Source organism: Pseudovibrio sp. JE062 (assembly GCF_000156235.1).
Taxonomy (GTDB): Bacteria; Pseudomonadota; Alphaproteobacteria; order Rhizobiales; family Stappiaceae; genus Pseudovibrio.
The window spans coordinates 966,796-991,235 of sequence record NZ_DS996805.1 but is presented as its reverse complement, the minus strand read 5'-3'; the positions used below and the strand labels follow the sequence as shown (position 1 = coordinate 991,235).

Annotated in this window: 15 protein-coding genes; 3 read left to right on the top strand and 12 right to left on the bottom strand. The window is 51.1% G+C overall.

What is annotated here, in order from left to right; all coding sequences use genetic code 11:
* Positions 1-66: 66 nt before the first annotated feature.
* From PJE062_RS04095 to PJE062_RS04085, 3 genes are all read left to right on the top strand, one after another.
* The gene (locus PJE062_RS04095; RefSeq protein WP_008546652.1) at positions 67-1,344 is read left to right on the top strand and encodes an aromatic amino acid transport family protein; all 1,278 of its coding nucleotides are present in this window, start codon (positions 67-69) and stop codon (positions 1,342-1,344) included.
* 70 nt (positions 1,345-1,414) lie between these two features.
* On the top strand, positions 1,415-2,785 hold the full coding sequence (locus tag PJE062_RS04090) for an L-serine ammonia-lyase (protein WP_008546484.1): 1,371 nt from the start codon (positions 1,415-1,417) through the stop codon (positions 2,783-2,785).
* Between the two features lie 154 nt (positions 2,786-2,939).
* Positions 2,940-4,028 (top strand): endonuclease/exonuclease/phosphatase family protein, encoded by a 1,089-nt coding sequence (locus PJE062_RS04085; protein WP_008546527.1) that lies wholly within the window; start codon positions 2,940-2,942, stop codon positions 4,026-4,028.
* Positions 4,029-4,108: 80 nt separating this feature from the next.
* On the opposite strand, the gene PJE062_RS04080 is transcribed toward PJE062_RS04085, so the two are convergent.
* From PJE062_RS04080 to PJE062_RS04025, 12 genes are read right to left on the bottom strand one after another with little or no spacing between them, the layout of a single operon-like run.
* Positions 4,109-7,258, bottom strand: coding sequence for a hypothetical protein (locus PJE062_RS04080; RefSeq protein WP_008546409.1), 3,150 nt, complete (start codon positions 7,256-7,258; stop codon positions 4,109-4,111).
* Between the two features lie 30 nt (positions 7,259-7,288).
* Positions 7,289-10,552 carry a hypothetical protein gene (locus tag PJE062_RS04075; protein ID WP_008546208.1) on the bottom strand — a complete coding sequence of 1,088 codons (3,264 nt, stop codon included), beginning with the start codon at positions 10,550-10,552 and terminating at the stop codon, positions 7,289-7,291.
* 46 nt (positions 10,553-10,598) lie between these two features.
* Positions 10,599-13,337, bottom strand: coding sequence for a hypothetical protein (locus PJE062_RS04070; protein ID WP_008547205.1), 2,739 nt, complete (start codon positions 13,335-13,337; stop codon positions 10,599-10,601).
* 51 nt (positions 13,338-13,388) lie between these two features.
* Positions 13,389-17,018 (bottom strand): type VI secretion system membrane subunit TssM, encoded by a 3,630-nt coding sequence (gene tssM, locus PJE062_RS04065; protein WP_008546403.1) that lies wholly within the window; start codon positions 17,016-17,018, stop codon positions 13,389-13,391.
* Positions 17,015-18,436 carry a type IVB secretion system protein IcmH/DotU gene (icmH, locus tag PJE062_RS04060; RefSeq protein ID WP_008546594.1) on the bottom strand — a complete coding sequence of 474 codons (1,422 nt, stop codon included), beginning with the start codon at positions 18,434-18,436 and terminating at the stop codon, positions 17,015-17,017. The genes tssM and icmH overlap by 4 nt, the downstream gene beginning before the upstream one ends.
* Before the next feature lie 28 nt (positions 18,437-18,464).
* Entirely contained in the window at positions 18,465-19,802 is a 1,338-nt protein-coding gene (gene tssK / locus PJE062_RS04055) for a type VI secretion system baseplate subunit TssK (protein WP_008546392.1), read from the bottom strand.
* Positions 19,802-20,296, bottom strand: a complete 495-nt coding sequence (gene tssJ, locus PJE062_RS04050; protein WP_008546270.1) for a type VI secretion system lipoprotein TssJ — start codon at positions 20,294-20,296, stop codon at positions 19,802-19,804. The genes tssK and tssJ overlap by 1 nt, the downstream gene beginning before the upstream one ends.
* The gene (locus PJE062_RS04045) at positions 20,286-21,101 is read right to left on the bottom strand and encodes an FHA domain-containing protein (protein WP_208982128.1); all 816 of its coding nucleotides are present in this window, start codon (positions 21,099-21,101) and stop codon (positions 20,286-20,288) included. The genes tssJ and PJE062_RS04045 overlap by 11 nt, the downstream gene beginning before the upstream one ends.
* A 4-nt stretch (positions 21,102-21,105) precedes the next feature.
* The gene (locus PJE062_RS04040) at positions 21,106-21,396 is read right to left on the bottom strand and encodes a PAAR domain-containing protein (RefSeq protein WP_037035904.1); all 291 of its coding nucleotides are present in this window, start codon (positions 21,394-21,396) and stop codon (positions 21,106-21,108) included.
* Positions 21,393-21,986, bottom strand: a complete 594-nt coding sequence (locus PJE062_RS04035) for a hypothetical protein (protein WP_008546483.1) — start codon at positions 21,984-21,986, stop codon at positions 21,393-21,395. Before PJE062_RS04035 ends, PJE062_RS04040 begins: the two co-directional genes overlap by 4 nt.
* Positions 21,987-21,994: 8 nt before the next feature.
* The gene (locus tag PJE062_RS04030) at positions 21,995-24,103 is read right to left on the bottom strand and encodes a type VI secretion system Vgr family protein (RefSeq protein WP_008546309.1); all 2,109 of its coding nucleotides are present in this window, start codon (positions 24,101-24,103) and stop codon (positions 21,995-21,997) included.
* Positions 24,104-24,144: 41 nt separating this feature from the next.
* Positions 24,145-24,426: a hypothetical protein gene (locus tag PJE062_RS04025; RefSeq protein ID WP_008546758.1), complete on the bottom strand. Its 282-nt coding sequence runs from the start codon at positions 24,424-24,426 to the stop codon at positions 24,145-24,147.
* Between the last annotated feature and the right edge of the window lie 14 nt (positions 24,427-24,440).

The window sequence follows — 24,440 nt, the reverse complement described above, 5'->3', positions numbered from 1 at the left end:
CCCCGTCCTAGAGAGACTGGGAAATTCTCCTAGGGCACATGAGTGGCACATGGGGATACAAAAGAAATGTCAAGCATAAATGCGACCGAAGTCGAAGTCGCCCCTAAAGAAACGGCAAAGTTTACAAAAGAAGATCTTACCTGGTCTTTGTCCATGTTCGGTACTGCAGTAGGTGCCGGCGTTCTGTTTCTTCCAATCCGTGCAGGTCTTGAAGGCTTCTGGCCGCTGATCCTGATCGCAGCTCTCGTAGGTCCAATGACCTACTTCTCTCACCGCGCACTGGCTCGCTTTGTTCTCTCCTCCAAGAACAAAGATGCAGACATCACTGACGTGGTTGAAGAGCACTTTGGTAAAACAGCAGGTCTGCTGATTACCTTCTTCTATTTCTTCGCGATTTACCCAATCGTGTTGATCTACGGTAACGCGATTACCAACACCATCGACAGCTTCATCGTCAACCAGCTCGCTATGCCTGCAATCCCACGCTGGCTCCTGTCTGGTATTCTCGTTGCAATGATGATGGGCGTGATGATCCTGGGCCGCCGCCTGATGCTCGTAGCAACTGAGCTTCTGGTATACCCACTGGTTCTCATCCTGTTCGGTATGTCCGTTTACCTGATCCCATCCTGGTCTTTTGAAGCAATGAGCTTCGACAACATTCCAGAAGTTGGAACTCTGCTGACAGTGGTGTACCTCACCATTCCAATGCTTATCTTCTCCTTCAACCACAGCCCAGCCGTCTCCTCCATGGCTCTGGCTCAGCGTGAAGCGCATGGCGATAACGCAGTTGCAAAGTCCGACATCATCCTGAAGCGCGCTTCTGTGATGCTCCTTGGCTTCGTGATGTTCTTCGTATTCAGCTGCGTTCTCGCACTGTCTCCTGAACAGCTGATGGAAGCAAAACAGCAGAACCTTCCAGTCCTGTCTTACCTTGCAAACGTGTTTGACAGCCCACTGATCTCCTTCATGGGTCCACTGGTTGCGTTCCTTGCAATCTTCTCCTCCTTCTTTGGCCACTACCTCGGTGCAAAAGAAGGTCTTGCAGGTATTGCGAAAAAAGCAGCTCCAAAGGCTGTTGAAGGCCTCGGCGAAAAGAAATTCAACACTCTCCTCGTTGCATTCTTCTTCTTCTCCGTCTGGGGTGTTGCAATCATCAACCCATCCGTTCTTGGCATGATTGAATCTCTGGGTGCTCCGTTCATCGCAGCTATCCTGTTCCTGATGCCAATGTACGCAATCAAAAAAGTCCCAAGCATGAAGAAGTACGACGGTGCGCTGTCCAACATCTTCATTACCGTAATGGGCGTCATCGCAATCTCCGCGATCGTAAAAGGCCTCTTCTAAGAAGGTCGACCGACAAAATTGAACCGGTGTCTTCGGACACCGGTTTTTCTCTCCCACTGAGGTTCACGTTATGTTCAGCGTTTTTGACATCTTCAAAATCGGTGTAGGTCCATCCAGCTCCCACACAGTCGGGCCTATGAAAGCGGCAAAGCAGTTCATTGATAGTCTGCGTGCTCAGGATAAACTACGTGATGTGACGCGTATTGCAGTCGACATATATGGCTCGCTGTCTTTGACAGGTAAAGGTCACCACACAGACACAGCGATCATTATGGGACTTGGTGGAAACTCTCCCGAAACCGTTGATATTGACAGTATTCCAGAGTTCATCCAGCGCGTAGAACAGACAGGACGCCTTCCGGTTGGCATGCACTGCCACGTGGTTGACTTCCCAAATGATGCAATCACATTCCACCGTCCAGCGCTGGAGTTGCACGAAAACGGCATGCGCATTCATGCCTTTGCAGGTGGAGAAAAGATCTTCTCCAAAACCTACTATTCCATCGGCGGTGGCTTCATTGTTGATGAAGAGAATTTCGGCAAGGAAGCAACCAACGAAGTTGCTGTCCCTTACCCATACAAATACGCAGCAGAATTGCTTGACCATTGCCGTCAAAACGGCATGAGTATCTCTGCTTTGGTTCTGGAAAACGAAAAGGCATTCCGCAGCGAAACAGAACTGCGTGAGAGCTTCGGTCGTGTCTGGAACGTCATGCGCGACGGTATAGAGCGTGGCAGCAACACAGAAGGTTTGCTGGCTGGTCCTTTGAAGGTTCCACGCCGCGCCGCTGCATTGCGCCGTCAGCTCACAGCGACAGAGCGCAGCAGCAACGACCCAATGGCAACTGTTGACTGGGTCAACATGTTCGCACTGGCTGTATCTGAAGAAAACGCTGCTGGTGGCCGTGTCGTAACAGCCCCAACCAACGGCGCAGCAGGCATCATTCCTGCGGTTCTCGCGTACTATGACAAGTTTATCGAACGCCTTGAGCCAGAGCACTACACCAAGTTCTTCCTCGCTTCAGGTGCTATCGGAGCGCTGTACAAAACCAACGCATCCATCTCTGGTGCTGAAGTTGGGTGTCAGGGTGAAGTTGGCGTTGCCTGTTCCATGGCCGCAGCTGGTCTTGCAGAGCTTCTGGGTGCAAGTCCGGCGCAGGTCTGCATCGCAGCTGAAATCGGCATGGAGCACAATCTGGGCCTCACATGTGACCCGGTTCTGGGGCAGGTACAGGTGCCATGTATTGAGCGCAATGCAATCGCATCTGTTAAAGCGATCAATGCGACACGCATGGCAATGCGCAGAAACTCAGATCCATGCGTTTCCCTAGATAAGGTCATCGCGACCATGTACGAAACCGGCAAGGATATGCTGGCCAAGTACCGCGAGACTTCGCAGGGCGGTCTGGCACTGAAAGTGGTGCCGATTGCAGCCGAGTAAACACGGCAGTCAAACCTATGAAGAAAGCTGGCCCTCGGGTCAGCTTTTTTGCTTCTGAGCCTTCAAATCCCTGAAACATTTAAAACTGCACGGGCACTCGGAACCGGCCACTAACTCCTGTTTGGTACTCCCAAAAGAAAAAAGGGAGAAACCCATGAAATCCTTGTTATTGGGCGCAACGATCCTGGGGCTGGCGACGCCGGCAGCTTATGCCCAAGACAAACCCGTCACGGTCGTCAGTTACAACGTCCAAAATCTCTTCGATACGATCGACGATGAGAACAACCCACAAGATGACACCTATCTTTCCAAAGAAGAGAAAGAAGCTCGTGGCAAGGAACATGAGGAAGCATGTGAGAGCTACAACGAAAAGGGCTCCCACTATTACAAACAATGCATCGAGCTAAACTGGGGTGAAGAGAGTTACTCCAAAAAGCTGATGACCCTTGGTGAAGTTATCCGCTCTTTCCCGGAAACGCCCGATATTCTCGTTTTGCCTGAAACAGAAAACAAACAAGTGCTGGATGATCTGGTCAATAAGGCTCTCTCAGGATTGGACTACAAATCTGTCGTTCAGTTAGACACCTCCAATAACGAGCATAACCGCGGTATCGACGTCGGCATCATCTCCCGTCTTCCGCTGAAGGGTGAGCCGGAAACCATCACTGTGTTCGGGGAGGGGGATGAGAACACTCACGATTGTAAGCCCACCCGTGACATCGTGAAAGCAGAGTTTGAAATGCCGGACGGTGAAAGCATGTACGTCTTCGGTGTCCACTTCCCATCAGGTGCTGCTTATCAATGCCGCAAAGATGCGATGGAAGTGCTCAACAAAGAGCGGGCAAAGCTTCCAGAAGATGCCAATGTGGTGGCTGCGGGTGACTTCAACTTCAACTGTACAGACGTGCAAAATGGCGAGTTTCAGGCCTTGGCGCGGGAAGGACACTGGAGCTATCCGCCCGAGATCGTAGGCTGTGCAGCACCCGGCAGTGCGTTCTATTACAGGGACCAGAGCTGGTCATTCCTGGACATGATCCTCGTCTCCAGCGCTTTGCGACCTGATCAGGACAGCAACAGCACATGGTTTGCAGATCTGGGAAGCTTCCATACAGTCGTCACCCACCCAAGCCAATATGCGCAAGATGCCCGCAATAAGGTGCGTCCGAAGCGTTTTGATGCTGACAACAATCAGGGTGCCAGCGACCACTGGCCAGTCCTCATGCGGTTCCTGAGACGCTTCTGATAGCGTCTCTCAACTGGTACAGACACAAAAGAACCGGCCTGAAAGTTCAGGCCGGTTTTTACATGCCAGATTTTTGGGTTCTATGCGGTGTTATAGAGCTTCAGGTCCGCTGTAATCTCACGATGCACCAGCTCAATCTGCGCAGACATTGCATCTACAACAGCTTCCATCTCTGAATGACGTTCACCGGCAGTCCACTTCTCAACCTTCGGGTCAGTTGGCTTAGCAGCCACAGGTGAGTAAGCATCCAAAGCCTTCTTCAAGTTTTCCAGCTCCGTATCCACCTGAGTGGCATACTCAACAACAGCTTTCATGCCATCCGGCTTGCTAAGCTGTTCATCGCGCACTTCTGGGTACTTGAATGGATCACCATGACACAGATTGTGCAACTCTTTGATAGACCGATCGATATTTGGTGTTAGACGACTATCCTGCGACATTCGTGGATAAGCACGGGTAATTGCCGCCTTCTTAAACAGGAACCAGGACTTCAGCGTCAGATCCGGCGTGCAAGGATGCCAGTTCTCGACTTTTGGAACACGGCGTAGGACCACGGGGTCATCGCTGTAAAGTGTCTCAAAATACCGGACAACAGCGGAGCAAACATCAGTGCTGGAAACCAGCACCTCTGGTGTCAGACCGCAGTTTCGTCCAACCTGACGGGCAATAGGGTCTTTCTCCTCCACGATGCCATAGGCAAGAACACACTTGGCGAGAGTAGAGTTGCCGGCAATCGCAGCGCGGGCTGCTTTACGGTTGGCCGGGTCTTTGCGGGCTTCCTGATACTTCTTCCAACCATAAATGATCTTTGCGCGACCATAGGTTTTGTAGCCAAAGTCAGAAAGTGCACGGCCCATGTTCATACCGGCAGAAATACCGGCAGAAGCTTGGGTTGCGTCAGCCAGACGCGCGATCTCGGCAGCCACACCAACAACAGAGAAGAACGTATTGAGCGTCTTCTGGCTCACCTGAATGGCAGCCTGCGTATGGCGCTCTTTGATCGCATGGTAGTAAACCGAGTTACTGGCTTCTGCGAGATTGACGTTCTTCCGCCACTTCTCAACTTCCGCTGACTTTTTCGCCAGTGCTATCGCATCCATAGTCAGCTTGCGAATAGCCTCAGCAAGACCTGTGACCGGGAAGATGGTCGTGACCGCTTTCACACCACCATTGGCGATGGTCTCGATCATTTTCATCTTCATCTGAGATGCCTTGATATCTGCAAGCAGAATATCGATTGCTTTTAAAGACTTCTCTACGGCCTTCGCATCATTGGGATCTTCAGGAGACGAAGCTTCTTCGATCAGCTGTTGAAGCGCTTTATGCTCTTCTTCCGCTTCCTTCTCGATCTTATCCATATACTCTTTGCGTTCTTTTGGATCAGCGAGTTTCGTCTTCAAATCAGCAAGAGCGTTACCTGTCTTTTGTTCTTCGATCTTTTTCAGCGCAGCAGCCGTGTTTTTCTTGACGATCTCTGCGTCTTTCTCATCGCGGCCCGGTTTTTGCAGTTTACCGATACCACCAGTCAGCAGCGCATTGACGTTTGCCATAATGTCATCGTCAGAAAGCAGCGCCATGCTCTTTTCAACGCTTTGCACACCTGCACTTGGTCCTGCCAACTTCAGCTTTTTCTCAAGAATTTGCTGCGGGGTCAGACCTTCAGTCTCTGCTTCACCTTCTTCCGTCAGCTCGCCTTGGTCAGGCTGGATCTTCCCGGAAATCGCATCACCGATCGCATCAGACCCAGTTGCACTGGCAAGGTTCGCAAGACCACCCGTCAGCGCCTCGGCAAAGGCCTGATAGTCACCATCAATCAATGCTTTTGTCGCTGCCCCGGCATCCGTCGTGGCAATCATCGCGGCTTTAAGCGCCTCACCAACAATCTCAGGTGTTGAGGACTCTGTTCCGCTCAATTGTGCGCCAGAAGAAATCGTCGTGCTCAAGGAATCTGCCAGTGTTCCTATAATGGACATAACAGCTTCCTGCGCACCTTCCTTATCCGGTGCCTGAGTGGCTTGCAGGATCTTTTCAGAAACGCGGCCACCCGCCATAGCAACGTCAATCAGGCCAGAAACGCCCTCAAAAATGTTGCCGTGATCGTCTTCGCCTTTTCTGTCTGAAGCAGATTTGTCAAAGGCAGCACCTGCAGAAAGAACATTCTTGATCTGCTCACCAATCAGCTCTCCCGCTTCATTGGCAAAGCTCAGCTTATCCGCCGCGGTCTTACCTTTCTGTTCGGAAAAGACGATACCTTTCTCAGCCGCTGCCAGGCCTGTATCAAGCAGAGTGGTTGTTGCAGTGAAGAGCGCGCGCTGTTCGGCAACCCAGTTGGCGTCTTTGGAAAGGTTGTCACTCAGCGAGTTCAAGGCATTGTCAATGTTGGAGACTTTCTGAAGCTGATCTCCGTAAGATCCGGCTTCCTTCGCTGCCTTTAACACATCTTCGGAACTCGCATTCGCATCCATATTGAGCGACTTGCGCAGGTCTCCGGTCACCTGACCTTTCTGATTGTTCAGAACTTCCTGCTTGGCAGAAATCTGATCTTTGTCTGGTGCACCTTCTGCCACTGTGTTCAGGTTGGCCAGAGTGATGGCATTGGAACCGATGGCTGTCGCAAGGGTAACCACATCACGCGCAAATCCGATTGCCTCGAGCGCATTCTCATGTTTGGAGGCTGTCTCGCTATGCTCTTCAAGCTTTTGCTCGTAGATCTTGGAGCCGCCTTTGAACATCTTCTCAAACTGGCTGTATCTGGAAGGCACCAGATTGGATGGAATAATTCCTTCACGCACCAAAGGTGTCCAAAGCTCCCGCGTAATGTCCTCTTCTGAGAACATATCGTTGCCGTCTTTGTCTTTTGCGGCGATCATCTCAGCCTGACGAGCCAGTATGCGCTCGAAAGCGGCATTCAGCTTCTTTAGTGTTTCTGCATTGATTTCACCGCTGTCAGCGCGAATGTCAGCACGGGTATCGATTTCTGTCTGCATATCCCCGGTCATCCAGGGCATCTTGGTGCCGGAGCCGGGAAGTTTGAACCACTTCTCATTTCGCGCCAGCGTGACTTCAAAATTCTGGGCCTCGCGAATGGTTTCCTTGTCCCCATCCAGCTTGGTCATAATGTCATTCAATCGGCCTGCTTTGGCGGCAACACGCTCGGAGTTTTGTTCAAACTCGCCGGCGCCTTGTTGCGCTGTTTTGAGCCAATCAAGCTGCTTTGAGGTAAAAGTCATGACAAACTCCAAATCACAGAGGAGAACGGGTTAAGCTGTGTAGGTTTTCAGATCTGAATTCACATCTCGAAGGATCAGTGTGGCCTGCGCTTTCAAAGCATCAGCAACTTCCGACATTTCGACGTGTAACTTTCCACCTTGCCACGCCTGAGTTTTAGGATCTTTCGGCTCAGCGTTGACCGGCCGGAATCCTTTGAACTCTTTCTCAAGGGTTTCCAGATGCTTTTTCACGTCAGTGGCCAAAGCGACAATCTTTGCCTGCCACGCTTCATCGGACATCAGATCATCACGTACGGATGGGTAATTGAAAGGGTCACCACCACACAGAGTGTGAAGTCCCTTCAGGGCCTGATCAATGGCCGGTGTCTTACAAGAAGCCTTCGCCATCAATGGGTAAGCCTTTGTGGAGGCCGCACGCTTGAAGCTGAACCAGCTCTTGAGGGTAAGATCAGGCGTACCTGGATGCCAGTTGGTGACCTTCGGAACGCGACGAAGAACAACGGGGTCTTCGCTATAAAGCGTCTCGAAATAGCGGACCACCGCCGCACAAACATCCGAGTTGGAAACCAATACTTCAGGTGTCAGGCCGCAGTTACGGCCAACCTGTTGTGCAATCGGATCGCGCTCCTCAACAATGCCATAGGCCAACACACACTTGGCAAGCGTGGAGTTCCAAGCAATAGCTTCACGAGCCTTCTTGCGGTTCTCAGGGTTCTTGCGCGCATCAAGATATTTCCGCCACCCAAAGACAATCTTGGCGCGGCCATAGGTCTTGTAACCGAAGTCAGAAAGAGCCTGCCCCATGTTCTTGACCATCGACATGCCGGTGGCGGCCTGTGTTGAGTCAGCAAGACGAGCCGCTTCAGTTGCAACGCCAATCATGGATAAGAATGTGTTGATTGTCTTCTGGCTCACCTGAACAGCCGCTTGCGTATGGCGTTCTTTACAAGCGTGGTAGTAGGGCGAGTTAGAGGTTTGCGCCATCTTCACATTACGGCGCCATTTCTCAACCTCAGCCGCCTTCTTACCAAGGGCGATTGCGTCGAAAGCAAGCTTCCTGCAAGCTTCCACCATACCAGTGGCAGGAACAACGCGCACAAGCACCTGAACACCGCCCTTGGCGATTTTCTCAATCAACTTGTACTGCATCTCAGAAGCCTTGATGTCTGCAATCAGCTTCTCAACAGCTTCCATTGATTTGGCAAGCGCCTCGCCATCCTTCGGATCGGGTGGAGGAGAGGCTTGTTCGATCAGGTTCTTGAGAGCCTTGGTTTCGGCTTCCACGTCCGCTTCGAGTTGCGCCATAAACTCTTCGCGGTCTTTCTTTTTTGATTGTTTCTTTTTGAAATCAGCAAGAGCATCCCAAGACTTCTTGGCTTCAAGTTTCTGGATTGCGGCATTGGTGCGCTTCAGCGTTTCAGCATCCATCTTCTTCTTTTCATTCGCCTCGCGAAAAGCGTCCTGCATCTCACGCATATTGTTGGTGATTGTGTGCAGGTAGCTTGGATCCTGAAATCCATCGAGAAACTTTTCTCGCTCCGTTCGCACAAAGGCACAGCCAGACCGATCCAGTTTCCGTGCCATCAGTTCACGGGGAGTGAGATTGCCGAGTTCTTCTTTTTCTTCTTCAGTGTTAAGCGCAAGGTCAGGCTTAGCCATAGCGGCGAGGGGGCCTGTAGTCGCAGATGAGGCAGCCTGCATGAGACCCAAAACGAGGGATTCTCCGAAGGCTTTGTAATCTTTATCTTTTATCGCCTTGACAGCTGTGCCGACATTAACGCCTGCTACAAAAAATGCCTTGATTGAAACACCGATAAGCTCGGTCTGGTCAGCTGCATTTCCAGGACCTGGACCGGAATCGGGATCACCATAGGCGAACGTCTTACGCTCATCTTTGAGAGTGTGTTTGGAATCTTCTTTGCCGGTGTCGACGTATCCCTGAACATCACCTGCTGCAAAAAGCGCTTCAGCGATTGTATCGGCAACTGAACCAGCAATCTGCAAAACAGCATTTTCTATATCTTTAGTGGTTTTTGCTTGTGTTGCTAATACAATTTTCCGCGCAACCTGATTGGCCTCAATAGCTGCAGTGATAGCACCAGATGCATAAGACAGGTTCTGGAGAGTTTCCTTATCAGCTGCGCCTGCAAACTCAATTTTGTCTGTTGTTTGATGTTCCTCGTGCTCATAGGTTTTGCTGGTTGCTTCCAACGCAAGTTTCACCTGACTGGCAACGACGTCTGCCGCATCCTGTGCAAATGCAAGAGTATTCCTCGCATTCTTTTGCCGCTCTGAGAACTGGATGCCTTTCTCAGCCATCGCCAGACCACCATCCAACAATGAGGTGGACATGGTCAGCAAAGCCTTCTCTTCTTCGAATAGCTTGGTTTGCCCCATCAGCTGTTCAACCAGCTGTGTTTGAGCGAGTTCAACATTCTGGTAGCTTTGGATTTCACAGGCGTACTTGCCATCTGGGGCTGCTGCAGCAGCATCCAGGACTTCTCCGTCTGTCGTATTCGGTCCAAGTTTCAACTTAGTGCGAAGGTCACCTGCGATCTGATCCTGCTTGCTTTTGAGAACCTGACGCTTGGCGGCAATCTCGCGCTTTTCTGCCAATGACTGAGATTGGTCCTCAAAGTTTGCAATTGTAATTGCTGTGCTGCCAACGGTACCGGCCAGAGAGACCACGTCACGCGCAAAGCCAATGGCCTCGAGGGTATTCTCATATCTGGAAGCTGTTTCACTGTGCTGTTCAAGCTTGTTCTCGTAGATCTCCGAAGCACCCTGAAACATCTGCACAAACTGGCTGTACTTATCCGGAACCAGGTTGGAAGGGATGATCCCTTGACGAACTAAAGGAGTCCACAGCTCACGGGTGATGTCCTCATCCGTGAAAAGTCGTGTTTTTCCATCCTTCTTTTTGGCAGCAAGCATTTCTGCCTGCCTCTGAAGGATTTTGTCGAATGCAATGTTTAATGCATCAACATTCTCGGCAGGGATAAGGGGTGTTTCGGAGGTCACATCGGCATAGGAGTCGACCTCTGTCTGCATGTCACCCGTCATAAAATCCATTTTGGTTTTCTGTAGCTTCCGCTTGAAAAAACCGGGGTCACGAGCCAGTTCAATCTGGAAATCCTGAGCCTTTTGGATGACTGCTTTGTCTGCATCCAATTTGGCTAAAATATTGGTCAGTTCTCCAGATTTTTTCTCGTCGTTTTCGCTATCTGCTTCGAAGCTTTCAACACCGCCCTGGGCTTGAGAAAGCCATTCGATCTGGGAGGGAGTTAAAGACATAACAAACTCCACGATGAGGCCGTTTTCGGCCCTTCTTGTTTATATTTTAGCCGCCAAGCGACAGAAGTTTCACTTCAAGCTGAACCAGCTCAGGACGCAGAATGTTCAGATCATTCGGCAAGTCACTGAACGGGTGCCGCATATAGAGCTGAATGGCCTTACTGTTATCGAGCTGCGCAATCAGTGGACGCACCTGTCTAAGGGCGTTCTCACGTGCTTTCTTGCGCTCTTTCAGGTCTTTTGATTTATCAGCGATCACAGCAACATTCTTTGGCAGTTCTGCAAGGGCCAGAGGCTGAGAGATGCTAGAGGCGAACTTACGCAAAGCCGCCACATCCACGGCTTCTTCACCTGCATCCTGCTTGTCCTTCACTGCATTCACAAATGTGCCGTCGATGTACTTCTTGGCTTTATCAAGACGCGTGAGACAGTTGTCAGAGAACTTGGAAATGTCCTTGGCAATATCTTCGCGGAAACCGGTGATTTCACCGCGCATTGCATCCAGAGCACTTTCCAGCTCTTTAAGTTTGGCTAGGTTCTCTTTGTGCGAATGAGCCGCATCAGAGTTCTCTTCAAGATCCGCAATTTCCAGCCGAAGTTCCTTCAGCCGTGAGGTATCGAACTTGCTTGGATCAACACGTTCAACACCCTTGTAGTAGGCAAGGATACGCTTGATGGAGATGTCTTTCGAGGTCATCATATCCAGCTCGTCTTTGAGCGGGCCGGACTTGGCGAGGAAGGCTTCCTTCGCTTCCTTCTGCTCTTTCTTGCGGGCAACGCCCTTCTTGTAATCGTCTTCCAGCTTCTTGAAGTGTTTCAACTCTTCTGCGCTGAAACGATCTGCGTCAGTGATCTTCTCACCTTTAGCTTCCATTTCGGCAAGCTTATGCAGGTGGCTCAGCTGGCCTTCCAACTCAAGCACGAAACGATCAACACGAAAGATCAGGCGGTTTGCCAGATCCAGTGAGTGAGCGAGTTCATCGTTCGTGGTTGCGTTGTAGGCAAGGTCTTTCGCCTGATCGAAGAAAAGATCCAGTTCACCGTGGTACTGCTTGACCTCATCAGGGGCGAAGAGAGAACCAATCATCTTGGCCAGCTTAGGATCAGCCTTGCCCATCTGAGCCAGAAGCTTAGGTATCTCCGTAAACTGGTTCTCGATAATCTTGACCTTGGTGTCGAACAGCTCGCGGTTCTTCACGGCTTTTCGAACGCCTTCCTCAAGCGGATGAAGCTGCTTGGCTTCCATATCGGTACAAGCAGTCAAAGCCTTCTCAATGTTCATGGAAAGGGCTTCATCTTCCAGCTCGTCAATGTCATCCTTCAGGCGCAGGCGTTCCTCAATGTAGTAGGCGCCTTCTTTGCCTTTCGAGATTTTGTCGATCTTTTCGCGAAGCTTATCGAGGTTTTTCGTGAGCTTCTTGTAGCCGCCAGGATCTTTCTGAATGCCAGAAAGAATGGCCTCAGCTCTCAAAAACTCCTCAACGGCGATATCTTCCACGCCGGTTACGCCAGAGGCTTTCAGCTCATCCAGGAAGTCAAAGGTTTCAAGCAGACTATCAATGGTCTTGCGAGGAATTTCCTTGGCATCTTTGGGCCGGCGCGGGATCTGGATCATCACATCCTTATCCAGACCGGGCACATCACCCGCCCGCTTAACTGCGCGGCGCTCATCCGGTTTCGTGACGAGATTGCCGTCCTTGTCGTAAAGAACCAACTTCTTCAGGTCATCACGGAACCGTTCAGTCCGTTCGCTCAGTTGGGCCGCATCCCACTTTTCTTCCTTCCGCATGCTGTTCTTGTGTGCTGCAGAAGCTTTGAGGGACGTCAACAGACTACGAATAGTTGGAACTGTATGCGCAGAGTCAGCCATGTACTTGTCGAGGTCAGACTCAACATTCCCGGCGGCATCCGTCAAACCTGAGTTTCTCAAGCTGGTCGAAAGCTTCTGAATGTGAGTTTTAAGCTGATTGAACTCAACAACGGCTGCAACCGCCATCTCCGTCTCATAAAGCAGGATTTCCCATGCAGGGTCATCTTTCCCGAGTTGGGCAGCTCTCACATCCTTGAGGGTTTTACCAAGCCGTTCTGCTGGGCCGGAAAAGCCGATAGCGGTCATGGCCTTGATGCCATGGCCAACTTCCATCACATTTTGCTTCAGCTCTGCTGGAACTGGCGGCTCTGTAGGCTGGCTCTTGGCAGCTGCGACGACGCCTTGCCAGAGCGTCTGCATGTCATCAATGGTAGATTCTGCATCCAACAGGCTGTTGTGCGCACCATCTGTATCTTTAGTTTTGATTTCCAAAGCAGCGGTCTGGATAAGCGCTTTAGCGTTCTCATAGCTCTTATCAAAAGCAATCGCTTCACTTGGATACTTCTCAAAATCCTTCTTATGTCCATAAACAGAGTTCAGTCGCTCCAGAAGCTGCTTGCTTTGAGTTGCAAGCGCTGCCATTGCGTCTGAATCTGTGTCTTCATTCTCATGGACAAAGTGATCTTTGACGTCTGCTTTCAGATCGGTGAGCTGAGCAGTAACGTCTTTGAGCTTTTCATCACTCTCTTGCTTAATGCGCTCTGCAGTTGCTTCAGTAACTGCTGCGCCAATCTTCTTGTCGTCTTCAGCTTTGGTTTTGGCAGTGGCCTGTGCAATCTCTTTTTCTTCTTTTTCTTTGATTGCGGCAGCTGTCTCACGTTCAGCCTCTTCCTTTTCCTTGAAGGTCCAGCCAAGAGCTTTATAAACCGCTTGCACCCATTGGAGTTGTTCGGGTGTTAGTTGATCGTCAGACATTCGAGGCTCCACTTAGTATTGTTATTTTAGAGAACCACTTAACCCGGTGTTCTATGCGTCGAGCTCCTTGGGGCAGGTGAAATTCTGAAGTAGCCTTGCGGAGAATGGATTGTTCACGCTGTTCGCGATGAGATTGAAGGTGGCAAAACGATTTCCAAGCGAAAATCTCACCTTGTATTGATCAGGTATCTCAGTCTTCGTTACGCGTGCCTTTTCCAATAATCTAAAGAGGGACCAGGGTCCGCTGAGATTGATGGAGTTAGCTTCTCCGGCAACCTCAGGAAAAAATGCCAGGCTAGCAGAGGGGACGCCATCGCCGGGCCAACTCAGTTCAACGGGGCGAGACGGGCCATGTGCATAGCTTACTGTCGTCCCATCCACGGTGAGCGCGACACGAGTAGATCCGATATCCAGATCCAGTGGGGTCATCGTGAATGCAACAGATGGTTTATCCCCCCCATTTGCGAAATATGCGTTGCGAATATCGTTAGCTTTTTCGAAGACTTGAAGGCTGTCTTTGGAGACCCCAATCCTAGCGTTCTCACCATCTCTCCATTTCCATGGCGTGCTGGATGTATCGACGAAGGATTTGATGTTGGTATTGAAAAACGCTTCAATCTTACCACCGGGTTTAAACAGGGTCGAAAAGTCATCCAGCATGACAGACGCTTTTTGCCCATCAGCCACCGGATACCGGTTTGTCAAAGCTGTGCTGCAAAGTGGCAAAACTTCAGAATCCCAGGCCGCATTGATTGCTTTTTGTGCATCATTAGAGGTCACCTGAGATGAAAACTGAAGCATCTCCTGTATCCAGCTCTGCAACGGCATCGGCAGGTTAGGGGCCTCGTCCTTAAGCGTCTTAACCGCATCACTACCGCCGCCAAGGATATAGCTAAGAGCATCCTGCTGACTGTTGTTGGCGAGCAGTATTCGGTTCAATTCACGATAAAGATCAGTGACCTGCATCAGTAGCGCATCCAGAGGTGTCGTGCCGCTTCCGCTGCCCAATGTATAGTTATCAAGCGCCTCAAACCGGGCCTGAACGGAGGAGCCCGGAGGTGCTGTTCTCGGACCACCTTCACTGGTCGGGACAGCCTCACCAAGAACTTCAACCAGCTGCTGCTGTCTCAGGTTGGTTGTTGCGCGGGCTTCTTCCTGTGCAATCCGCGCAGCACCACCAGCCACATTCTGGGCAATACCAGTCGCACTGGAAGGAGCTTCAGTACGGGTCAGTTGAGTTTGCTCTGCCACAGAAACAAGCATGTTACGGATTGGCGAGTTTGGACCGGATGCGGTGTTAATGACGTCGGTGGCTTGTGCCAAACTACCGAACTTCACGATCCTCAGGTCTGCCAGCATCGCATCCCACATACGTGCATAGTCATCCAGATAAAGCCCAAGGACACCGCGTTCGATACGAGTAACCGTCTCTTCCTTGTTCTCCAGTTGCCCATTAGGACCTAACACCCAGCTTTCTCGAACGAAGCTCTGAATGCTATCCACCAGTTGAGGCAGGAAGACACCGTGAAAGCCATCATAGGTGTAAAGCCCAGGAATTCCTTCAGTCAACGGTTTCCCAGAGGAGCGGGTAAAGACGCGTGTTGTGGCAGAGCCGCCAGCTTCGTCAGGACGCCATTCAGGTAGGTTTTGTGCAGCTTGTCCGGCCTTAATAAAGGAGTAGGCGAGCTCTGCAATTGGTTGCGCATTCAGGATTTCCCGAACTTGGCTAACCAACTGTGTATTCACATCAATCCGAACCTTGAAAGGTTGTTGCAGCAAAGCGGCAAGGTGATTGGAGAGCTGTTCGCGTTCTGTGACCTGACGTGGATCACTGTAGAGCGTTTGCCAGTCTGTTTCTTCCCAACGCTGAATGATCTCAGGTTCAATCGGTCCTTTATCAGCAAGCTCGAGATAGATGCGCAAAGCCTCGAACAGAAACTCAGGATTGTCGATGTTCGCAACCATCTGCTGCTCAAGACGCAGCATCATACGGGGACGGAGGTAGCGTTCCAGCCCGTTGTGATAGAGCGCATCAGCATCCTCAGCGACAATCGGAATCTGGTTAAGACCCCACCGCTCATTCTGAGGCGGTTTCTCTTGCTGATCAGAGTATCCTCCAGGCAGATCGCGCAGGTAGTTCAGCAGCGGCAACACCGCCAGATAGTTCGCATCATTCACTCGCACTGCATCAATGCGATCAGCAAACTTCGGAAATTCTTTCAGGTCCGCATTCGCGCGATTGATGATATTTTCCTGATTGAGTTCATAGCTAATGACCCAGACGGTCGTCAGGAATGCCAGAGCTATAAAGCAAGCGGCCAGTGAAAGACGTTTCCTGATCTTTTGCTTGCGCATCACTTGCTTGCTTTCGCCTGCAAGGTTGCCTTCACCAAAGATCAGGTCAAAGAACAAACGCTCGAGAAAGTAAGCATGCCGCTCATATGGGGCTGAGGGAAGGGCTTGCCGGCCAACACCATAAGCCTGTGCAATAGAGCCTGCTAACAGATCAACCGGCTGCCCTTCTTGAGTTGCTGAGGTGAAGTAAACACCACGCAGGAAGCTGCGATCTTCATAACGATTAGGCCGGAACATCTCAGTAAGAAAATCGTTCAGCACTGTCTGTAAAGACGCCATTTGCTGCGGGAAACTGAAGATCAGGCTTCTGTGTTGAATGTCGGTTTCTTTATTGAGGTAGTCGTATACACGCGAGTTAAGCTGCTCCATCAGCAGCTCATATTCTTCGTCAAAATGACTGATCGCATTCTCTGAGGACTTCCCATCATCAACAGGGAAGGTCATACCCCAAACCTGATGCCGTTCATCACGGCCAAGGATCTGGAAGTAATCTGTAAAGCCAGCGATCAGATCGAGCTTGGTGAACATCACATAGATCGGAAATCTAAGCCCCAGCTGTTTCTCAGCCTCTTTGACACGTTGTTTGACAGTCCGGGCCATATCAAGGCGCTGGTCGGACCTCAACGTCACCAGTTTGGCCAGATTGATCGCAATGATCATGCCGTTGAGTGGCTGGCGGCGTCGATTTTTCTTAATCAAAGTGAGAAGGGTGTTCCAGCCGGACGCATCAATGACCTCGTCCTGATCCTGCATCGTATAACGACCAGCACTGTCCACGATGATCGCGTTATTGCTGAACCAGTACTCACATTCTGCCGTCGGCTCCACGGTCGCAGCATCCACTTTCTGACCCAGCTTGTGAGCCAATGGAAACTTCATGCCAGAGCGGAGCAGGGCAGTGGTTTTGCCGGATTCTTCCGGACCAATCATCAGGTACCACGGAAGCTGATAGATAACGCGGCGCCCGAGCTTCCCATCAACACTGGCTGTTTTAAGAATGTTCAGGCTCTTTTCCACCTTGGTGGTAACAAGAGCAGCTTCATTCTTTGCCAGCTCGTCTGGGTCGACCTCAGGCTCTTCTTCCTCTTCTTCCTCTTCGTTTTTCGCCTCAGCTTCCCGTGCACGGCGAGATAAGCGCGCAATGTTGATGGCCGCCCAAATCATAAGCAGGCCCATCACGACCAGCATACGCACCACAGCCATTGCAAATGGCTTGGCGCCAAAAATGGAAAGGCTTGGACCATAGATCCAGACAACTGCACACAGGATCAGTATGATGAGGAGTGTAACGAACCAGAAGGGGAAAAAGCGTTTGAGTCTACTCATTGCTGACCTCCCTGGCCAGTGCTAGGGATCAGCGTAATATCTATGCGCCTGTTCTGCGCACGCCCTTCAGCCGTTGCATTGGAAGCAATTGGATCAGCAGAACCTCTACCTATGGCTCTCACACGGTTCTTGTCAGTCAGACGAACCTTGATCAGATCAGCCACGGTCTGCGCGCGTGCTTTGGAAAGCGCCACGTTGTTTCTGAACTGGGCGTTCCGGATTGGGATGTTGTCAGAATATCCAACCACGTTGATCCTGCCCGGACGTGTGTTGAGCGCCTCTGCCACACGGTTCACAACTGGAATAAACCGGGCTGTCAAAGTATCGCGTGCCGTTGCAAACATGCCTGAACCAGTCAGACGGATAACAACATTCCCATTGGCATTCATCACAACCACGAGGCCCTGCTGGATCTCAGTGGCCAGGAAGGCGCTGATCTGCTGATACGCCGTTGAACTGCGAACAACCTGTGGTGATGAAGGACTACCCGGTGTGCCGGGAGTAGCCTGCTGCTGAGGCAGATTAGGCAATGCTGCGCGTGGTGGTGCTGGTTGATGTGTCAGATCGATTGGGCTGGTGTTGATGAGAGATTCATATTGAAATGCAATACGCTCACTCTTCTCACCAAGCCAGAACAACAATATGCCGTAAATCAGCAGTCCGAGCACAGCAGCACCGAAGAAGATCCCCCAGACCGGAACAGACCATTTCAGCGGCCTGTAGGCATCCTCTACACCGCGCCAATGGAGTGAAAGATCTGTTTCCTGATCTCCACGTAAGGAGCGAATGAGGCGAGAGATACCATAGCGCAGCCGCGACATGGTGTTGGTGCCTTGCGGCATGATCCGCAAGCGGCCTTCGAACCCGAGTGAAATACAAAGATACAACAACTCCAGAAGATCTTTGTCACGACTTGGATTGGCCTGCGTCTTCCTCAATAGATCATAAAATCTGTCACCACCGGATACGTCCTTATGGAAGTTGCTCACAAGGCTCTGCGTTGCCCAGATACTGCGGCTCCCCCATGGGGTGTTGAGAATGATGTCATCAAGCGTGGCACAAAGAACGTATCGTGCGATGCGAATGGTCTTGGACGAAAGGCCACCCAGCATCGAGTTGTGTTCAAATGCACGAATTTCAGAGATGACGTGAGATCGAAGAGCGTTCACATCCCGGTGCTGCGCATGGTTCCGCAGGCGTGCGGCAAGCGCAAGCAAACTGCTTGCGGCTTTCACGAGCGCATTGTTGCCAAGGGGCACGAACTGAATGTCATCCGCGCCAAGGAACCAGTAGCCCGCAGGCGTTTGAGCTGGAAGATTGGTGGCACCCGGCTCCATATGATCCGGATTAGGGGCATCAGTCGAGATGACAGTGTCGATCGAATCCACCGAAAGGGCAGTGAAATCCTTCTTTGCCATAATCTCAGCTCCTCTGTCCGTTCATTGCCTACTGCTCTCTGATCGCCCAGAGTTCCATCACAAGTTTCGGGAAGTCGCCCGCAACATGCAGCGCTAGGCCGCCTGAAACGCGGATTTCGTCCCAATGTGATGAGGCCGGATCCAGTTCGAAATATGCTGTGCCCGTGTGATACGGGATCTGCCGAGGCGCGACTGGCAACTGCTTCACCGCAATGCCTGCCAGCGCCGAGTTCACAAAGTCGCGGATTTGCTCCACTGAGCCGATCGTGATCTGACCTGGGAAGTGACGATTGATCACCTCAGATGGCAGATCAGCACTAACCGCAAGCACAAAGCGCGCTGACTTGATCAGGCTGCGGTCGAGCAACATACCAACCCGCACACCGTACTTGCGCTCCTCCAGTGGGATCGGAACAGCTGTCTGCTCCAGAACCGCTGAAAGATGCTGCCTCAAATGAGCAATAACCGGTGCAAACGACTCCGTCAGAGCCTCATGGCGATAGGGCTGAAGTGTTGAGGGACGTCGAGCCGCCGCTGTAAATGTTGCTAGTTCACCCACTAACTGAATGGAGATGCGATAGAGCGCTTCCGGATGAAGGGAGGGCGTCTGAGCAAAGTGCGCATAAAGTGGCTCGTACCGATTGACCGTTTGCAAAAGCAGGAAGTCTGAGATCTCTGCAACACCCTTGCTGCCAGAGTTGGAGACACGACCCGCAAGAGCATCCGCACGGTGGCTCAACATACCCCAGATTTCGCGAATATAACCGTAAAGTACTGAGGAGGAATGCGAAGCAAGGCAAGTGGAGATGTACTCGTCATCCAATATGACTTGCTTATCAGCCCGCACCTCAATCACACGCGCAATAGGTAGGCAGATCCAGCCATCCAGATCCTCAAAGTCAAACTTGAACGTGAAACGCAGACGTCCGGTTTCCATCTGCACGCTGGCATCACTGCCGGTAATGGCATCCCGCACTTCAGATTCATGCACCACATAACGCGCCGCAGTTTCCTGAACGCCTGGATATTCGTACTCATAAGCGCCAGGCTGTCGAATAGGCAGAGCCAGATAAATGACTGAGTTTTTAACGCTCTCAGGTACTGGAATGGACGCAGGAGCGTCACATTCCTGTGGCATCTTGAAGGGAGTTCCATCCGGCATGACGCCGCTGGCAAAATTGAGCGCGAATTGTCCTAGTTTCAGAGCTTCTTGATTGATTTTCAGCTCTGTATGCCCCCATGGGTGAGGACGAATGCTCGAGATACTGTCACTGACCAGCTGTTCCAGATAGCGATCATGCTGCTGGAAATGCTGCGGCTGTAGAAACAGGCCTTCTGACCAGACAACTTTGTTATGAGTGGTCATTAATAGAACCATCCTTCTTTTACTGTCTTGTCGGGCTGCAGAGTAATTTCAAGCTTGCTCAAATAAGCGATGAGGCTCGATGGTTTGTTGTTTGGAACCGTAATCACCGAGCTCCATGTCCCTGTATCCACTTTCCGAAAGGCACCAAGTACAGCAACGAAAGCCACACTCGGATCAACCTTGACTGCTACCTTCATGATCTTTCCGGGAGCTATGAAAACTTCCTTCATATCCAGCAGGTTTTTGCCGAGAACCTGGTCTCCTTTTTCAAACAGAGTGAAAAAGTCATGAGTTTTAAACTCGGCATCAGAAGTAAGATAAAAGATCTTGACCTGAACAGGTGTCGACATGCCTTCTGCGTTCTGGTTCAGTTCCTTGTCCGCAATGACAGTAGTCGTGATCATGACAGGCATTGGCATCTCGGCGGAGCAGGAAGCCAGGCCGATACTCAAAAGCAAAATGTACGCAATGCGTTTGATGTGGCTAATCGTCATGTGGTTTACGAGCTTTGTTCTCAATGTCTTTTTTCGGTTCTACATCCCAGTCCTCCGGAATGGTCTGGTGATGCGTTCTAGGTAATTTAAAGGCGTCAGATTCAGTACGATTGTGGTCCCAGGCACTTGCACCTTCTTCGCTGGAAATACCGCTGTCGCTTTCAAAAGGTACAGAGCTTGAGTATTTGTAACCTTCAAAGCCATAACTTACTGGTGGAATTGGCTCTTTTCCTTCGCTAGCAGGATAGGAGTCCAACGTTTCAGTAGCTTTGCGAAGGATGGACTCAGGAGACTCAAGCGGGTCATTCAGAACTTCAGAGAGTTCGTCCTCAGAAGATACGATCTGGTCATCAACCCAGTCATCATCTTCACTCTCAAGTTCTTTGGGAAGTAGATCCGCAAGAGGATCTGGATTTTCTGGTGCATCCAGGAAGTCATCGGTTTTCAGCCGTGCATCGGCACCTTCGGGCAGAAACTGGGTGCTGATGTAATAACCTCCAATGCGGATGATATCGCCTTCTTCCAAACCACAAGCCTCGCCGTTCGGAATAGGCTCATCCCAGTCATTAACGAAGGTTCCGTTGGAGCTGGTGTCAACAACGCGATACCCGCCTTCATGCCATTCAACAATGCAATGACGGCGTGACAATTGGTTTGCAGGATCGGGGAGTATCCAATCCGCAGTACTGCCACGTCCTATAACGCAGCGTTCCTGTCGCAATATGCGCGTGCATTTCCCTGTATCGACCAACTCATGCCCCTTGGTCAAAATGAGTACTAAAACGATGCTCGTGTTATCAGCCATATCCTCAGCCCCCGATAAGTACTGTGGGCCAGCCAAGGATGATGGTGCCGCCATGGGCAGTGACATCCAGCATACGCGCCGCCGGCAATCCGACGATCAAAGTGGTGACACTGCCTTTCATTATCGTGTCCGGAGGCCCAACGCAGACGCACATATCCGACATGCGTGCCGCCGGAAGGTTTCCGATTAAGACGGTCGGTGCTCCTAGGGATATCGGGCCTCCAACGTGAGGAACGATACCGTTCACCATTGGACAGACATGCATGTCTGTCATACGTGCTGCCGGGAAACTCATAGGGCCTCTATTTCATTATCTGCGAGTGCTCGTCCCAACTTGAAAGCTTTGACTAAGAACTCTTTGGGGTCCTCCACGTTGCTGTCATATACAGACAAAACTATAGATGACCCTACGGCAATACTAGTTAGGTTTTCTGGGGGAGGCGCAGGATCGAACTCGGGGGAACCCATACTTCCACCGCTCCATCCCGCTGCTGCGGCAGCCAGACAAGCGGCAGTTTTATATCCTCCATCATCAGCAATTTTCATTGCTGCACGACGCAGGTCTTCTTCAGGCTTACGGACCCAGTCTTCCGCAGCTTTCAGCGCTATTTCCTCATCATCCGTAGGCACAGTGCCTTCCGGAAAGGACGCTCTGCTGACTTGACTGGCCCACCACACTGCACGTGGTTTACTCAGGGCGTGAGCAAGTACCTTAACGGCATCTGACAGGAGTTCTGCATCCGCCAGGGTATCCACAACTTCGATAGAAGACTTGTTATCTTCTACAAGTGGTGTTGCCTCATCTCCAAGTTCTAAAGGTCTCTTTTCGAGTAGTTCCTTGTAGGAATTGAGGAGCAATGTAGTATTTGTCACGCTATTTTCCATAATGCGCCTCAATTAATCTTGACGAGGGCACCTTGTACCGTCGTGATGCCAGCACCTTTTAAGGTGGTCAGAGTCCCGTCGACGGTCGCCTGAACATCACCCTTAACGGTCACCATCAAACCTTTCAGCTCTGCCTGAGCTGCTTCCAGTTTGAGAGAACTTGGGCCAGCTGTCAGAGTGATCGACATGGGATCCATTTTGATTGAGCTGCCGCCGCACGTCAGTTCGATGGCCTGAGTACCAGACACTTTGACCGAGCCTGCTGAAGCATCGACCTTCACATCGCCTGTTTGCGAGGTGACACCGATGTCTTTCATAGCTTCAACGGTCTGCGCGCCTTGTTTCATGGAGATCGACTGATCTCCGCTCTCAACCGTGATGGTGTGATTGCCGGATTTGACGGACAGGGCGTCATCTTTTTCAACCGTGGTCGTACGGCCACCGGTCTTGATGGTGTAGGTCTCGTCACCTTGATCAACGGTCAGGCTACGGTTGTTGTAAACCTCAATGGTTTGATCACCATCCTCCTGCTTGTCGAACCCGATCTTGACCGTCTCGTTGTTCTTGACGGTCCGCTCGTAGTCCTTCTCGGCAGTAAGCTGCACGAGTTCCTCGTCCTTCTTGTCTTCAAACAGGAACTCGTTGTTGCCTCCACCTTCTTTGGAGGTTTCACTCTTGATCGTGGACTTGGTCGCTTCGCTAGGCAGATCATAGGGAACAGTTTGCTCACCATTGTAGACGCTGCCCACTACAATAGGGCGATCGGGATTACCATCGAGGAAGTCGATAAGCACTTCCTGTCCAACGCGTGGGATATGCAAACCACCCCAGCTCTTACCGGCCCACATTTGGGCGACGCGTACCCAGCAGGATGACTTGTCGTCTTTCTGTCCGTCGCGGTCCCAGTGGAATTGGACCTTGATCCGGCCATACTCATCAGTCCAGATCTCTTCGCCATCGGCGCCTGTAACAACAGCAGACTGCAGGCCGCTCATATTTGGCCAAGGTGTCGTTGAGGCTCTGCGGTACTGAACACTGGAGTCAATCGCTTCAATCTCATAGGTGATCGCGTCGTAGAACTCTTGTTCCTCATCGCGTGCAACCTCAATGGAGATCTCGCAGACCGCTTTGGTGATCAGGTATTCTTTTTCCTGACTTGGATCATCCGGGAACTGGTCCAGCTTGAAGAGATAGCCGGGACGCATGCCTCGCACGTTGCCGCGCGCATAAACCTTGGCGTAGGCGGCTGAAGCTTCTTCCACGCGGATTTTCGCCCGCTTTTCACCAGCGCTGACTTCTTCATAAATGCCGGGATACATATAGCGTGTGCGACCAGAAAGCTGATGTGATTTCTTATCACTCGCGTTGGCTTTCAAGTCACTGGTTGGCTTGGTGAAGTCATAATCGTTGATCTCAACTTCATCCGTCTGAATCTCTTCATTATGCCGCCAATCCCAAAGGTGGTCTGCTGCACGGCGGAAGTGATCTTCCTCTGAGTAGAACGGAAGACTGGATTCTCCCTTGATGTTCTCGTGAGCACTATAAGCATCCGCAAGAACCATGGTGTGCTGGCCGTCCTCATGTTCAAAGTAGTAGTAAATCCCTTCCTGCTCCATGAGGCGGCAGACAAAGTTGAAATCGGTCTCCTGAAACTGCACGCAGTATGGGCGTGGATCGTAACTGTCGCTCAGCTTGTTCTTGAAGTCCGTAAACCCAGCGTCCTGGAACACTTCCTTCAAAATATCTGGTGTCGACTTTTCCTGAAAAATTCGGCAGTTGCTGGTCAACGTCAAAAACCACAGCCAGGGACGCACGATGAGACGATACGTCGAGTATCCGTGATCCTGACCCGTATAGATCGCTTTGGTCACAAATCCGTTCAGATACTGATCTGAAGACAAACTGGTACCAGAGACCTTTTTCATCTCCAAAGTGAGGGACTGCCCAAGCATTTTGTCGAGGGGCAGGTCATGCTCAAATGATCGGCAATCGACGACCATTTCATAAAGCTCACTCATTTCGCTGGTCATTTTCATCTTCCAAAGATGGAAGCTGTCATCTCCGCCATCGAAATTGATCGTGAACAGCCGGTTCTCAGTTACTTTGCTTGCACACATTCCAGGACCTGCCTATCTCAGAAACGGGTTACAGTCGGGTCTCAGGCGTTGAAGCTGTCTGAGGTCAGTTTGCGATTGTCACGTTCCATCCGTTCAACGATGCCCGGATTAAGAATCCAGGGCATGGAGCCGCCGGAATTCTCCCAGTTTAGGAGGACTTCATCCCAGGTTTTGACGGATTTGATCAGCACCGGAAAACCCAATGGCTCTTTGCCAAACAGGATCTGATCCAGATACTGGGCACCGCGCACAAGGTAGTAATTGCCACCGAATTCCATGACGTAAATTTCAGGAAGATTATCTATTTCAACGACTTCAGCCATATCGAACTCCAATA